The organism is Streptomyces sp. TRM68416 (assembly GCF_014596915.1).
In the GTDB taxonomy this organism is placed as follows: domain Bacteria; phylum Actinomycetota; class Actinomycetes; order Streptomycetales; family Streptomycetaceae; genus Streptomyces.
On sequence record NZ_JACVWU010000004.1, the window covers coordinates 345816 to 359456 of the forward strand.

Sequence of the window (13641 nt, forward strand, 5' to 3'; positions counted from 1 at the left end):
TATGGGTGGGGAGTGTCCAGTAGACGGCTGATCCAGTTCCTGTAGTGGTCAGTTGGCGGCCGGGGTGAGTCGGCCTTCGAAGGCGATCTGGAAGGCGTTCAGGGGTGCCTTCCAGCGCATGGTCCATCGCTTACGGCCCTTGCCGGTCGGGTCCAGGCTCATCATCGCCATGTAGACGCGCTTCATGGCCGCGGCCTCGTTGGGGAAATGCCCGCGGGCCCGGACGGCCTTGCGGATGCGGGCGTTGACGGACTCGATCGCGTTCGTCGAGCAGATGACCTTGCGGATCTCGACGTCGAAGCTGAGGAAGGGCACGAACTCGGCCCAGGCGTTCTCCCAGAGCCGGATGACCGCCGGGTACTTCTTGCCCCAGGCTTCTTGGAACTCGCTGAACCGCTCAGTTGCGGCGGCCTCGCTCGGGGCCGTGTAGACGGGCTTGAGCGCCTTGGCGACCTTGTCCCAGTCCTGACGGGCCGCGTGCCGGAAGCTGTTCCTCAGCAGGTGAACGACACAGGTCTGAACGATCGTTCGAGGCCAGACGGTCTCCACGGCCTCGGGCAGGCCCTTCAGCCCATCGCAGACCAGCATCAGCACGTCATCAACGCCCCTGTTCTTCAGGTCCGTGAAGACGCTCAGCCAGTACTTCGCGCCCTCGCCACCGTCGCCGGCCCAGATGTCCCGCGTGAGGCGGGCGGCCGACACGAGCTTGATGTCGACGTCACTGGTCGGCGGTCGGTGGTCGGCATGAGGGTGGCTGCGCCGTGGCGCGGGTCGTGGAGTCGGATCGGCGGGAGGGCGGAGGCGGCGACGAGCCGTTCGGCACTACGGCTGGCGTGGCTCCGCCGCTGTTCTACGGCCACGAGGCCACGGCACGCTCGACGCAACCGCGCCGAACGGGCCGTGGGGCCGTGCCTGCGGGGCCGGGGCGCCGCAGGCCGGGGCTTCTGCCGGGTGGGTCAGCGGGGTTGGGTCAGTTGGGCGGTGAGGAGGTGGGCGTCCAGCAGGGCGGTGTCGGTGGTGCGGGCGGCCTTCGCGTAGCCGGTGAGCATGCGTTTGGTCAGCACGAGGGCCTGGGGGGAGCGCCGGGCCAGGGGTCTGGTCCAGGCGGCGATGGTGTCGTCCAGTTCGTCGAGCGGGGCCACCTTGTGCAGCAGGCCGAGCCGGTGGGCGGTGTGGGCGTCGAAGTCGTCGCAGGTGAGCATGAGTTCGCGAATCCGGGACGCTCCGGCCTCCGTGATCAGCCGGCCCATGGCGCCGCCCCAGGCGGGGGCGAGTCCGATGCCGATCTCCGGCATGCGGAAACGGGTGGTGTCCGCGCCTGCGCGCAGGTCGCAGAAGGCGGCGAGCGCGAGGCCGGCGCCGATGACCTTGCCGTGGAGCCGGGCGATGGTGATGGCGTGGGTGTCCTCCAGCGCCTGGCACAGGCGGTGGGCCTGGTCCGCGACACGCCTCAGCGTCGTGCCGGTGGGATCGGCGGCCAGGGCGTCCTGGTACTCCCGGCGGTCGGCTCCCAGGCAGAAGTCCTCGCCCTGCGAGGAGAGCACCAGGATGCGGACGTCGGGCTGGTCGTGGAGGCCGGCGAGGACGGCGATGAGCGCGTCCAGCACCGCGGAGCTCAGGACGTCGCCCTGCGCGGACGGGGTGAGGCCGACGTGGAGGACGGGGCCGGTCCGGGTGAGGGTCAGGGGAGCGGGTGTGCGGGTGGCATCCGAGGGGCGCGCGGGCTCCAGGGCGGGGCCGGGAGCGGACGGGGCGACGGGGATGGTTGGCGAGTTCATGCCAGTCCTACTTCCAGATTGAGCATGCGCCTGAACGCCACCCGGGGCGCCTGCGCGGGGCGGCGGACCAGGGTGAGTCTCGGCAGACGGGTGACCATGTGGCGGAGCAGTGTCTGCGCTTCCAGTCGGGCCAGCGGCGCTCCGAGGCAGTAGTGGATGCCGAAGCTGAAGGCCAGGTGCGCGGGGTTGCGGTGCGGGTCGAAGGAGTCGGGGTCGCCGAACCGGGCGGGGTCGCGGTGGGCGGCGCCCACCATGAGGTGGACCATCTCGCCGGCGCCGACCTCGGTGTCCCCCACCAGAGTGTCCTGGGCGGCGACACGGCTGATGACGTGGGTGGGAGGGTCGTAGCGCAGGGTCTCCTCGACGAATGCGGGCACGAGGTCCGGCTGCTGGGTGAGCAGGTCCCAGCGGGCCGGGCTCTCGACGAGCAGGAGCGTCATCGTCGACAGCAGGGTCGCGGTGGTCTCCAGGGCCGCCAGCAGGACGAACAGGGCGAGGAAGTAGACCGCCTCGTCGGCCTTGTCCCGGTCGGGTTCGAGCTCGTCCCAGGTGCGTATCCACCGGGAGACGGGGTCGTCGCCCGGATGTCTGCGCCGTTCGCGCACCAGGTCGAGGAAGTACGCGCGCAGTTCGGCCATGGCGACGTCGGACCGGGCCAGTTGGCTGGCGTTGGGGAGGAGTTCCTGGGTGAAGACCTGGTCGTGGGTGAGGTCACGCAGTTTCGGCCAGTCGGCGCTCGGCAGCCCGAGCCAGTCGCCGATGGTGGCGATGGGAAGTTCCTCGCTGACCAGCGCCGCGAAGTCGGCCTCCCCCGCGCGCAGACGTTCGTGCAGAGTGCCGAGGAGCCGGTCGACCACGTGGCTCACTCGGCTGCCTATTCGGTCGATGGTGGTGCGGTCGAAGGTGCCCGCCGACCGCCGCACCCGGGTGTGTTCCGGGGGGTTGAGTGCGGGCAGGGTGCGGCTGATCTCCCGGGAGGAAGGGGCGCTCCACCGAGTGCGGGCGCCCTGCCGTTCTCGCCACTCGGTATCCGGTTCGAGCCAGGTTCCGCTGCGCAGCACCTGCTCGCAGGTGTCGTAACCGGTGATGAGGAATCCGCCCCAGGGGGCGGGGCTGACCGCGCCGCGTGCCCTGAGCTCTGCGTAGATGGGGAAGGGATCGGCCTGTCCGTCGGCCGTCCGGAGACGGGAGAACAGGGAGATGGTGGCCCGACGGTCCGATGACGGGGTCGCGATAGTGCCCATGGTGCTGGTTCCTTTCTGCCAGCCGCCATCCGTACCCGTCGGGTGATTGAAACATCCAATAACCCTGTGTTCTCACAGGGTTACTTACGTCACTGGGTCATCTTAGTCACTCGCCGTTCACCCAGGCCCGGAAGCGGCTGAACAGCCCGCCCTTGGGACGCGGTGCGGCGTGGCCGGGCCGCCCGGCCGAGGGCGGCTGCGGCAGAGCAGCGGCCGGCTGCGGTGACGACGGCGCCGTGGGCTGGGGGGCGGCCGTCGGGAGCAGGGTGCGTGGGGTGTACCGAATGGGCACGGTCACCAGGGAGCGGCTCCACGGTGTTGCCGCCCATGCGAGTTCCTTGAAGGGGACGCGCATCTCGACATCGGGCAGCCGGTTGAGCAGGGACTCCACGGCGGTGGACGTGATCATGAAGGCTGGATCCTTGGCCGGACACGCGTGCGGGCCGGCACCGAAGGCCAGATGGGCCTTGGAGCTGAGCTGTTCACGGTGCTCGGTCAGCTTGGGATCGGTGTTGGCCGCCGCGAACGAGATCAGGACCGGGTCGCCCGCCCGTAGGGTCCGGTTTCCCAACTGCACGTCCTGGGTGGGGTAGTGGCCCGCGTAGTTGGCGATCGGGGCGTAGTTCCACAGGGTCTTCACGACCGCGTCCTCGATCGGCAGTCCGGCCAGCCAGTCGTCGCTGAGGTACAGCGCGGCGCTGGTTCCGATCGCAGCCGACAGGGGTGCGGTCCCGCCGGAGAGAAGCGTCACCAGCTGGTGCAGCACCTCCTCGTCGGTCAGCCGGGCGGCGTGCAGCATCAGTCGGGTGGTGAGGTCCTCGCCGGGTTTGCTGCGCTTGAGGGCGATCAGTTCGGTGAGCGCGCCGCCGAGGATCTCGTCGGCACCGGGGGTGCCCTGGAAGATGCCGCTGATCCCGGCGATGACGCGGTCGCCGAGCTCCGGCGGGCAGCCGAACAGGTCACCGAAGACCAGCAGGGGCAGCGGCTGGGCGTATGCGGCCATCAGCTCGGCCTGACCGAGGGAGTCGGAGCTGAAACGGCTGATCAGGTAGTCGGCCGTCTGCTGGGTCAGCCGGACGAGTCGGCTCTGGTCGATGGTGGTGAGGCTGTCCGTGACCGCCTGGCGCAGCCGGGCGTGTGCCGCGCCGTCGCTGAACAGGGCGTTGGGGCGGTAGCCCATCATGGGCAGGGCCGGGCTGTCCGCCGGTACCCGCCCCTCGTTGAGGGCGTTCCAGCGTCGCGAGTCCCGCACGAAGAGGGTCGGGTTCTGCAGGATGTACAGGCTTGCGTCGTAGCTGGTCACCAGCTCGACCTCGACCCCTGGCGCGATGTCGACGGGGGCGCTGGGCCCCATCTCGCGCAGCTGGGTGTAGGTGCGCTCGGGGGCGGAGCCGAAGTCGGCCCCGTACAGGGGGACATTGCCGTGCGCGGGGCACCCGTCCGGTATGCCGGTCCTCTCGGAGGGCTGTTGCATGGTGGCTCCTACTAGCTGAGTGAGGACAGGAGGTGCTTCACGAGCGTGATGAGCGCCTGCATCGAGGAGTCCTGGTCACGGACGTCGCAGTCGATGACCGGCGTCTCCTCTGGGATGTTGAGTGCCTCGCATACTTCGTCCAGCGGGAATCGGCGCTTGCCGTCGAAGGTGTTGACGCCGACGACATAGGGCAGGCCGAACGCCTCGACCAGGTCCAGGATGGGGAACGTCTCCTCCAGCCGCTCAGGGTCCACCAGGACCAGTGCCCCCAGTGCTCCCTTCGACAGGCCTTCCCACATCTGCTTGAAGCGTTCCTGACCGGGGGTTCCGAAGATGTAGAGGACCAGGTCCTCGCTGAGGGTCAGCCGCCCGAAGTCCATCGCCACCGTCGTGGTGGTCTTGTCCGGGGTCTCGGAGAGGTCGTCGAGGCCCTCGCTGGCCTCGGTGATCTCCTCTTCGGTCTGCAGCGGCTCGATCTCGGAGACGCTGCCGATGTATGTCGTCTTCCCGACCGCGAAGTGGCCCACGACCAGGACCTTCACGGAGCGGGAGACCTTGGGATCGAGGTACACGGGGCTACGCTCCGGTTCGGATTCTCATCAGGCCGTCGAGTACGGCATTGAGCAGCACGGGGTCGTGACGTTCGGCATGCGGCACCGGATTACGCACATGGATCAGGCCGTCCTCGGCCAGCTGGGCCAGCATGATGCGTACGACGCCCAGGGGCAGCCGGGTGTGGGCGGCGACTTCGGCGACCGAGAGGTAGCCGTCCGCGATCAGGTCCATGATGGCGCGGGTCTCCGGAGCCAGGGTGCGAGCCGCAGCCGCGGTTGCCTCCCCAGCCGTGATCATCGTCGTGTGCTCGTACTCGCTGTCCTGCGGCAGGGCGCGTCCCCCGGCGATGATGAACAGCGGAACTAACGGGGTGGTCAGTTCCAGCGCGTCGTCCGGGTCGTCATGCATCACTGGTCCCTACTCCCTGCGTGACCGGCCGCGAGACGAGCGCGGACGTCGCGTCAATCAGCTGTGCGGTGAACTCCTCGATGTCGCAGTCGTGCTCGGCCGCGGCCGCCAGGAAGTCACCCTCGTCGGTCCCGATCAGAAACACCCAGCCGTGCTGGAACTCGATGACCGTCTGACTCCACTCGTCGTCCTGCTGCCCGCCCGCGAACGGCGCGGTCGCCCGACTGTAGGCGTGAATGCCCGTCATGGCCGCCGAGATGGTGTCCGCGAGGTCCCGGCCGACCCCCGCGCTCGCCCCGCGCGGCAGTCCGTCCGGCCCGAGCAGCAGAGCGTGCAGGGCGCCTGGCACCGAAGCCACCGCCTTGTCCAGCTCGGCGAGTACGGCGACAGACCTGCCCGCTTCCTCGTGCGGCGCCGGGGAGTCGTTCCCGGCCCGGGCCACGTCGCCGGCGGTCACCCGCGGCGGGGCCGTGAGGTTGCTGCCCAGCCGGGAGACCAGCCGGTTCATACGGAAACTGAGTTGCTCCATGTCGACATCGGGCTCGGCGCCGGCAGCCAGGTAGGCGCCCTGCCCGGCCCCGATCAGGAACACCCAGCCGTGCTGGAACTCGATCACGGTCTGGATCCACGCCCGGTCCTGCGAGGATCCGGCGAAATGCGCGGTGGCCCGGCTGAGCGACTGCATCCCGGCCATGGCCGCGGAGATCGTGCGCACATCCTGGTTCGTCAGGCCGGCTGTGGAACCGCGCGGGATGCCGTCCGCGGACAGCACCACCGCGGCACGTGTCCTCGGCACGTTGTCGGCGATGTCCTGGACCATCCACGACAGATCTGGCGTACTCATGCGTTCTCGGACCCTCCGGACGTCGTGGCGTCGGGGGAGGACACGTCCCGCCCGGTCTGCGTACCACGCTGCAGCGCGGCCAGGCTGCCACCACCCCGCCGGACCCTTCGACCGGTCGGATGCTCCGTCGCGAGGGGGACGGCGGCGGGCGACGTGCGAGCCCCGCGCTTCGGCAGACCGCCCGCCGTACGCGCCGACGTCCCCTCCACCGACCGGATGCTGCTCACCTGTGCCGCCTCGGGCGCCGGCGGCGGGGTTTCCTCCATGGTCCACAGCTCCTCGGGCAGCAGGACGACGGCCCGCACGCCGCCGTAGCGGGAGACGCCGGTGACGTCCACCTTGAAGCCGTACTGGCGGGCGATCAGACCGATCACCGGAAAACCGAACTTCGGCTGGGCGCCCAGCTGGGACAGCCGGGGGACGTCGTCGCCGGACAGCAGCGCGCTCGCCCGTTGCCGCTCCTCGTCGCCCATGCCGACGCCGGCGTCGTCGATGACGATGCACAGGTTCTTCTGGGCCTGGCGGAACGTCACTTCGATCGGCGCGTCCGCCTGGGAGAAGCTGGCGGCATTGTCGAGCAGCTCGGCGACGGCCAGGGCGACCGGTGCCACGGCGGCGGCCTTCAGCGCGATGCCGCTCGGCTGCATGATCTCGACCCGCTGGAAGTTGCGGATCTGGCTCTGGGCGCTGCGCACGACGTCGTAGACGCTGGCAGGCTGGCTGCGACGGCCCAGAGGCGCACCGCACATGACCGCGATGCCCTGGGCCTTGCGGGCCATCTGGGCATTGGCATGCGTGATGTCCATCAGATCGGCCAGGACCGCATGGCCGCCGTACTCACGCTGGACACCGTCCAGCAGCATCGTCTGCTCGGCCGCGAGGCTCTGCAGGAACCGTGCGGCGCCCTTGAGGACTCCCTTGGTGTTCTCCTCGGCGCCCTGCTCCGCTTCGCGGATGGCGCGGTCCTGCTCGTCCCGGAGCCTGGACAACTCGGCCTGTACGCGGGCAAGTTCGCCCTGACTGTACTGCAGTTGAGCCTGTAGCGAGGCCTCGGACTCCGCCTTCCTCCTCTTCAGGCCTCTACTGCGGAACACGAGTGCCACGACCGCGACTGTGGCTATCGCCGCTATCGCAGCCAGGCACCAGAGAAGCGTTTGTTCAGTCATGGAAACCTTTCCCGGCGCATGGCATGCAGGCGTCGGAACGCCTCACGAGAATCCGCAACCCGCCCGGGGGCTGCGCAACGGGTTCGGGCAGAGTTCACCGCGTTCAGGTGCACCACCTGAACAAAAGTGGATCAAGGTTGCAGACGGCGGAATGCTATCACCGTCAACCGCCGCACCGGAGGCCGCTCCTCCGGGTTACGTCCCGTCAACATGCCATACATCTAAGGGCTGTTGGCAAGGGCCACATGCTGCCCCGGCAAGCTCGTGAGGGTCGTGCTGTCGGCTCGACGCTCTCGACACGGGACGGGTGTCTTCCCCGTGCTCCGTGCACCACGGGGTGCGAGGTCCGTGGCGTGACAGCCGGTGCGCCGTCCGGGCCCGCCAGGGCGCGGCCGCCCGGTGAGCGGTGTGCGCCCGGACCACGTCGAGGGCGAACGCACCACAGGACACGGCGGCCACCGCGGCGAGCACGGCGACCGAGGACCGGTGCCAGGTCGTCAACGGCGGGGCGTACGGCTCGTGTCGCTCTCCGCGTCAGGCGTACGGCTCTTGGCACTCTCCGGATCAGGGGACGCCGGTGCCCGGGGCGCGGCGGGCGCGTCGACCGTGAGTCGCCCGGACACGACGTCCGGACACGACGTCCGGACACGACACCTGTTCGGTGGGCGCGGTGACATGGCGCCGGACGTCCCGCACGGCATCGGCGAGCAGGGCGAGCAGGGCGGACAGGGCGGACAGGGCGGACAGGGCGGACAGGGCGGACAGGGCGGTGTCGTCCCCAGGCATGGTTCCGCCCGCCCCGCACGGACGCCGCGGCCACGGGTGGGGCGCCGCATGTGCGGCACCCCACCCGTGGCAACCCGTCAGCTACCGGGCATCAGGACGCTGTCGATGATGTAGACGGTGGCGTTGGCGGTCTGGACGTTGCCGCAGACGACCTTGGCGGAGTCGTTGACGGTGTAGGACTCGCCGGAACCGGAGGTGGTGAGCTTCGACTTCTCCAGGGTGTCGAAGGAGCCGCTCTCCAGGTCCTTGGGGGCGAGCTTCTGGCCGACGACGTGGTAAGTGAGGATCTTGGTGAGCTGAGCCTTGTCGTTGAGGACCTTGTCCAGCGTGGCCTTGGGGATCTTGGCGAAGGCGTCGTTGGTCGGGGCGAACACGGTGATGTCCTGGGCGTTGTTGAGGGTGTCGACCAGGTCGGCCTTCTTCACCGCGGTGACCAGGGTGGACAGGGCCGGGTTGTTGGAGGCCGCGGTGGCGACGGGGTCCTGGGCCATGCCGTCGAAGGAACCGGCACCGCTCGCGGGCACCGCGGAACAGGCCGGACCGAACGGCTCGTCCATGGCGGCGCTGCTGTTGGAGCCGGTCATGCTGTCGTCCGTCGCGGGCGCCGACGCCTTCGGCGAGGAGTCCGACTCGGCGGAGTCGGAGCCGCTGTCGGAGCAGGCGCTCAGGGCCAGGGGCAGGACGGCCACGGCGGCCAGGGTCACGGCGGTACGGCGGATACGGGTGTTCATGGTGTTTCTCCTGTTGGTTGGCGCAGCCTGAGCTGCCGTCACATGGGGAGGGGGAAAGTGGCTCGGGTCAGTCGACGGTGACCACCACGGAGTGCCATCCGTCGGCGCCGTCGGGGACGGTGCGGGTGCGTTTCTCGGTCTGCATCGCGCCGGTGCGGTCGGTGGCCCGGACGGTGAGGGTGTGGCCGCCCTTGGTGGCCTGCCAGGGGTAGGTCCACTGGCGCCAGGTGTCGGCCGTGTCCTCGGCGGCCAGCCGGGCTTCCCGCCAGGGGCCGTCGTCCACCCGGACCTCGACCTTGTCGATGCCGCGGTGCTGGGCCCAGGCGACGCCGGCGACCATCACCGTGCCCGCCCCGGGGCGGGCGAACGGCTTGGGCGTGTCGATGCGCGACTGCGTCTTGATCGGCGCCCTGCGGGCCCAGCCGCGCTTGACCCAGTAGGGGTCGTAGGAGTCGAAGGTGGTCAGTTCGATCTCCTTGATCCATTTGCAGGCGGAGACGAAGCCGTAGAGACCGGGCACCACCATGCGGACCGGGAAGCCGTGGGCGAAGGGCAGGGGTTCGCCGTTCATGCCGAGGGCGAGGAGGGCGTCGCGGCCGTCCATCACGTCCTCGACCGGGCTGCCGATCGTCATGCCGTCGACGGAACGCGCGACCAGCTGGTCGGCGGGACCGCCCTTCGAGGGCGGCTTCACCCCGCACTCGGCCAGCAGATCCGCCAGTCGTACGCCGATCCAGCGCGCGTTGCCGACGTAGGGTCCGCCGACCTCGTTGGAGACACAGGTCAACGTGATGTCCCGTTCGACCAGATCACGGCGCAGGAGATCGTCGTACGAGAGCGTGACCGGGCGGGTGACGCCCTTGCCGTGGATCCGCAACCGCCAGGACGTCGCGTCCACCTTGGGCACCACGAGGGCGGTGTCGACACGGTAGAAGTCGCCGTTCGGCGTGACGAACGGGCTGACCCCGGGAATCCGCAGTCCGGCGCCCTTCGGTACGGCGGGGGCCGGAGAGTCGGGAGCGGGCAGCACCACGTTCCGCCGGGAGGCGATCGCGTCCCGGCCGCGGGTCCCGGTCAGAGACCGGCCCAGCAGCCCGGTGCCCGCCGACGCCACGGCCGCCGCGCCCGCCGCGATCACGAAACCGCGCCGGTCCCAGTCCGCGGCGTACGACACCGGCGACGGCGCACGGGGTTCGAGGCGGCCCGCGAGCACGTACAGGAGCACGGCTCCGGCGACGGCCCCGGCCACCGAGGGCAGCGCGTCCATGACACCGGTCGAGTCGGGCCTGCCGGTCGCCGCGAGCGCTCCCACGGCCCCGAACAGCAGCACACCGGCCGCCGCCGTACGCCGGAACCACAGTCCGGAGATTCCAAGGAATACCGCGCACAGTGCAAGGACCGCGAGAATTCCCAGTTGGAGAACCAGTTTGTCGTCGGTCCCGAAATTCCGGATCGCCCAGTCCTTGACCGCCGCGGGTGTACGGTCGATCGCCGCGCCGCCGACGGCGACTACGGGACCGGCCTGCGGGCGGACCGCACCCGCCGTGGCCTCGGCGACCGCGAGGGCGGCACACCCGGCCAGCGCACCGCTGAGCGCGCCCAGCAGCAGCCGTACCGGGCCGGGCCGGCGGCGGGGATTCTTCTCGGTCTCGGTCACGTGGGGAATCCGGTCCTGCAATCCCGCCGGATTGGTCTTACCCGCGATCGGACGAATTTTCTTTTTCCACCAATCCGTGGCGGCTTCGGCTACGGATCATCTCCAAGGGGCCTTTTCCATTTCACCAGTCGCCGAGTGTGACGGAATCCTCCGCCGGGCCCTCGCGGCACGAAGTTCCCGCGCGGCGGAGATCGCGCCGCGGAGACCGCGCAGCGGAGACCGCGCGGCGGTGTCCGAACCCTCGGGAAGACCTGCCTCGGGAAGACCGGACCAGAGGAGCCGCCCAGTGGCGGGGGCCCGCGCATCGAGCGCACCGCCGGACAGCGCGCACCACCCGGCAGCGCACCGCCGGACAGTGCACCGCCCGGCAGCGCACCGCCGGATGTCCGGCTCGACACGGACGACGCTCTGCCGGCGGTCCGCGTCCCGGAGGGTGACGAGGACGCGTCCGCCGTGCTCGTCCGGCGGCACGCGGTTGTCTTCTTCGCCCCCGCCGCCCCTACCCGTCCCATCCCCCAGGGGCTCCGCCCCTTCGACCCCGCCAGGGGGCTCCGCCCCCTGGACCCTTCGGTGACTCGTGGCCGCCGTGCGCTCCCGGCTGTGCGGTATGCCTCCTCGGTGTCGTGAGTTCCGCCTGGGCGGGGTCGTGCAGCGGGTGGGAGACGGGGCCCAGAGCCGTCGCTCACGCGGCCCGCCACCGTCTCCTGGGCCCCCGGACGGAGGCGGAGGACGCGGTCCGGGACGCCTTCTCAGCCCCTGGCGGCGGTTGCGGCGGTTGCCCGGCTGCGAACCGGCGCAGCCCCGGCCCGCGCCGCGCCCGGCCGGGCGGCGGGGGCCCTTGCCGGGCGGCGGATGCCCTGGCCCGTCGGGATCCACGTCCCAGCGTTTCGGCAGGAACATCTGGATGATCCGGATGATCCGGATGCCGTAGCGGGCCGCAGTCAGGCGGGAAGGGGCATCAGCGCGATCGGCGTGGTGGTGGGCTGCTTCGAGCCGCCGTCGGGTTCGACGGTGATGCCCATGCCCGACGCCCGGTCGACGCCTCCTTGCATCAGGACCGCCTGGTCGGCGCGGTCGGGGTCCATCAGCCCGGCGGACCGCATGGTCCCGTCGTCGTCGAACCAGAGTTGGTAGACCTTGCCGCCGGGCGGACGGGCCATTCCCGAGACGACGAACACGGCCCTGTCCCGGCTGCGGGAGACGACGACCGTACCGGTGGCGCCGTCGGTCAGGCGGGCGCCGAGCGTGCTGGCATCCGGCGCCGCCAGTACCGCGGCGATCTCCTCGGAGGTCCGGGAGGCCTGGTCGGCCTGGGTGCGGGCGTCCTCGGCCCGGTGGTGCTGCCACACGGTCGTCCCGCCGAGCGCCGCCGCCGCCGCGAGGCAGGCGGTGAGCGCCCACCGGGACAGCAGCCGGGCCTTCAGTCCCGCGTGCCTCGGGAGGGCCCGGGTGGACGCGCCGGGTGTCTCCTGTCGAACGGTGGTGATCCGGCGCAGCACCCGCTCGCGCAAGGCCGGAGCCGGAGTCGTGGCGACGGCCAGTCCCAGACGAGCGGCGGTGGCGCTGAGCTCGGCCGTTTCCTGCGCGCACGTTTCGCAGTCGGCGAGGTGCCGTTCGAACGAGGCGTTCTCCTCGTCGGACAGGGCGTGCAGGGCGTACGCGCCGGTCAGCCGGTGCAGGTCGATGGTCGTCACGCGGTCACCCCAAGGCAGTCGCGCAGCCGGATCAGTCCGTCGCGCAGTCGGGTCTTCACGGTCCCCAGCGGGAGATCAAGCGCCTCGGCGACCTGGCGGTAGGTCAGGCCCCGGTAGTAGGCGAGGGTGACGGACTGACGCTGGAGCTCGGTCAGGGTGCGCAGACAGCGCCGCACCTGTTCCCGTTCCAGTCGTGCCTCGACGTGCTCGGCCACCTCGTCGTACTCCGGCATCCTGTCGAGCAGCGCGGCCTTGCGGTCCCGGGCCATCGCGGCGTCCACCGAACGGACCCGGTCCACCGCCCGGCGGTGCGCCAGAGTGAGGATCCAGTTGACGGCGGTCCCGCGATCGGGCCGGTAGCGGGGAGCGGTCCGCCACACCTCCACCAGCACCTCCTGCGCCACCTCCTCCGATTGTGCGTGATCCCTCACCACGGCACGCACGACGCCCAGCACCGGGCCCGCAACGAGGTCGTACACGCGAGCGAAGGCCTCCTCGTCCCCCAGGGCCACCTGCCCCACGAGTTCCTGCAGGTCGGGTCCCGACGGTGATTTTCTGCCGATATGTACTGCTTCTTTCATCGAGGGCCTCCACCGTCGGGACGTGTCCGGGCGTAATCCGTTCCCGGAAGCCACCTGGATTGGTTGCGCTCGTGACGGATTCGCCGACGGCGGCGACGGCGCACCTGCGGCCGTTGCTGTGCCGGGCGCGCAGCAGCCCTGCCTCGTTGCGGTTCCTCGGGGCGTCCTCATCGGTGACGGGGGACTCGCGCGGATGCTCCGATGCTCCGGGCTCTTCGCCCGGTGATCGGAACGTCGTGCCTGCGGGGGCGGGCCATCTCCCTGGGGCTGAGTGGGCCGTGGCCGCGCTTGCGGGCCGGTTCGTCGCCCTGCCGGAGAGGCGGGGAGCGCCAGGGGTCGCAAACGTCTGGGGCTGTGCCACTCGGGGCGCGGATACGGGACGAGGGTCCCGGTCGTTCACCTCCGCCGACCGGGACCCTCGTGTGTCCCCGGATCCGGCGCGACGGCGACACTCCCCCGAGTAACGCGTCAAACGCGCGCGCCGTCGGGCCAGATCCGATGCATTGATCACATCAGGCCGCGCCAACAGATCGCTAACATGTGGCCAATGGTCCTCCGTTTCGCTGTCGGCCGATTGGCGTGAAGACGTCGTACGGTCCCGATGGGCGCCGGAGCGGCAGCGGATTGCGGCGGCTGGCGCGTCGTGGACAGATGGCGGAAAACCGCCGCTGGTGGGAGGAGAATCCGCCAGGAGTGGTTCGGGATGTCGTACGTCGTCGTACG

At 70.5% G+C, this 13641-nt stretch carries 12 protein-coding genes and 2 pseudogenes; all 14 read right to left on the reverse strand.

Annotation, left to right across the window (positions count from 1 at the left end; translation table 11 throughout):
• Positions 1-48: 48 nt before the first annotated feature.
• Positions 49-675 (reverse strand): annotated as a pseudogene (locus tag ICC28_RS09240) (IS256 family transposase); the annotation flags it as partial.
• Between the two features lie 64 nt (positions 676-739).
• Positions 740-818: pseudogene (locus tag ICC28_RS41460) on the reverse strand (integrase); the annotation flags it as partial.
• Between the two features lie 138 nt (positions 819-956).
• On the reverse strand, positions 957-1778 hold the full coding sequence (locus ICC28_RS09245; protein ID WP_188287941.1) for an enoyl-CoA hydratase/isomerase family protein: 822 nt from the start codon (positions 1776-1778) through the stop codon (positions 957-959).
• Entirely contained in the window at positions 1775-3022 is a 1248-nt protein-coding gene (locus ICC28_RS09250) for a cytochrome P450 (RefSeq protein WP_188287942.1), read from the reverse strand. Before ICC28_RS09250 ends, ICC28_RS09245 begins: the two co-directional genes overlap by 4 nt.
• 106 nt (positions 3023-3128) lie before the next feature.
• Positions 3129-4496: a cytochrome P450 gene (locus ICC28_RS09255; protein WP_188287943.1), complete on the reverse strand. Its 1368-nt coding sequence runs from the start codon at positions 4494-4496 to the stop codon at positions 3129-3131.
• Between the two features lie 11 nt (positions 4497-4507).
• Entirely contained in the window at positions 4508-5068 is a 561-nt protein-coding gene (locus ICC28_RS09260; protein WP_188287944.1) for a GTP-binding protein, read from the reverse strand.
• Positions 5069-5072: 4 nt separating this feature from the next.
• Complete coding sequence (locus ICC28_RS09265; RefSeq protein ID WP_188287945.1) at positions 5073-5459, reverse strand: DUF742 domain-containing protein; 387 nt, start codon at positions 5457-5459, stop codon at positions 5073-5075.
• The gene (locus ICC28_RS09270) at positions 5452-6279 is read right to left on the reverse strand and encodes a roadblock/LC7 domain-containing protein (RefSeq protein WP_188288065.1); all 828 of its coding nucleotides are present in this window, start codon (positions 6277-6279) and stop codon (positions 5452-5454) included. The genes ICC28_RS09265 and ICC28_RS09270 overlap by 8 nt, the downstream gene beginning before the upstream one ends.
• Before the next feature lie 20 nt (positions 6280-6299).
• On the reverse strand, positions 6300-7406 hold the full coding sequence (locus tag ICC28_RS09275; RefSeq protein ID WP_188287946.1) for an ATP-binding protein: 1107 nt from the start codon (positions 7404-7406) through the stop codon (positions 6300-6302).
• 627 nt (positions 7407-8033) lie between these two features.
• On the reverse strand, positions 8034-8255 hold the full coding sequence (locus ICC28_RS09280) for a hypothetical protein (RefSeq protein ID WP_188287947.1): 222 nt from the start codon (positions 8253-8255) through the stop codon (positions 8034-8036).
• Positions 8256-8332: 77 nt separating this feature from the next.
• Positions 8333-8986 (reverse strand): fasciclin domain-containing protein, encoded by a 654-nt coding sequence (locus ICC28_RS09285; protein WP_188287948.1) that lies wholly within the window; start codon positions 8984-8986, stop codon positions 8333-8335.
• A gap of 67 nt (positions 8987-9053) precedes the next feature.
• Positions 9054-10643, reverse strand: a complete 1590-nt coding sequence (locus tag ICC28_RS09290) for a sulfite oxidase (RefSeq protein ID WP_188287949.1) — start codon at positions 10641-10643, stop codon at positions 9054-9056.
• A 941-nt stretch (positions 10644-11584) separates the two neighbouring features.
• Positions 11585-12337: an anti-sigma factor domain-containing protein gene (locus ICC28_RS09295; RefSeq protein ID WP_188287950.1), complete on the reverse strand. Its 753-nt coding sequence runs from the start codon at positions 12335-12337 to the stop codon at positions 11585-11587.
• Positions 12334-12918 (reverse strand): sigma-70 family RNA polymerase sigma factor, encoded by a 585-nt coding sequence (locus tag ICC28_RS09300; protein WP_188287951.1) that lies wholly within the window; start codon positions 12916-12918, stop codon positions 12334-12336. Before ICC28_RS09300 ends, ICC28_RS09295 begins: the two co-directional genes overlap by 4 nt.
• Positions 12919-13641: the final 723 nt, after the last annotated feature.

Excerpts from the sequence above, each read along its gene's own strand:
- ICC28_RS09245 (WP_188287941.1), bottom strand. The coding sequence starts at position 1,778 with ATGAACTCGCCAACCATCCCCGTCGCCCCGTCCGCTCCCGGCCCCGCC.
- ICC28_RS09250 (WP_188287942.1), bottom strand. The coding sequence starts at position 3,022 with ATGGGCACTATCGCGACCCCGTCATCGGACCGTCGGGCCACCATCTCC.
- ICC28_RS09255 (WP_188287943.1), bottom strand. The coding sequence starts at position 4,496 with ATGCAACAGCCCTCCGAGAGGACCGGCATACCGGACGGGTGCCCCGCG.
- ICC28_RS09265 (WP_188287945.1), bottom strand. The coding sequence starts at position 5,459 with ATGCATGACGACCCGGACGACGCGCTGGAACTGACCACCCCGTTAGTT.
- ICC28_RS09270 (WP_188288065.1), bottom strand. The coding sequence starts at position 6,279 with ATGGTCCAGGACATCGCCGACAACGTGCCGAGGACACGTGCCGCGGTG.
- ICC28_RS09280 (WP_188287947.1), bottom strand. The coding sequence starts at position 8,255 with ATGCCTGGGGACGACACCGCCCTGTCCGCCCTGTCCGCCCTGTCCGCC.
- ICC28_RS09285 (WP_188287948.1), bottom strand. The coding sequence starts at position 8,986 with ATGAACACCCGTATCCGCCGTACCGCCGTGACCCTGGCCGCCGTGGCC.
- ICC28_RS09300 (WP_188287951.1), bottom strand. The coding sequence starts at position 12,918 with ATGAAAGAAGCAGTACATATCGGCAGAAAATCACCGTCGGGACCCGAC.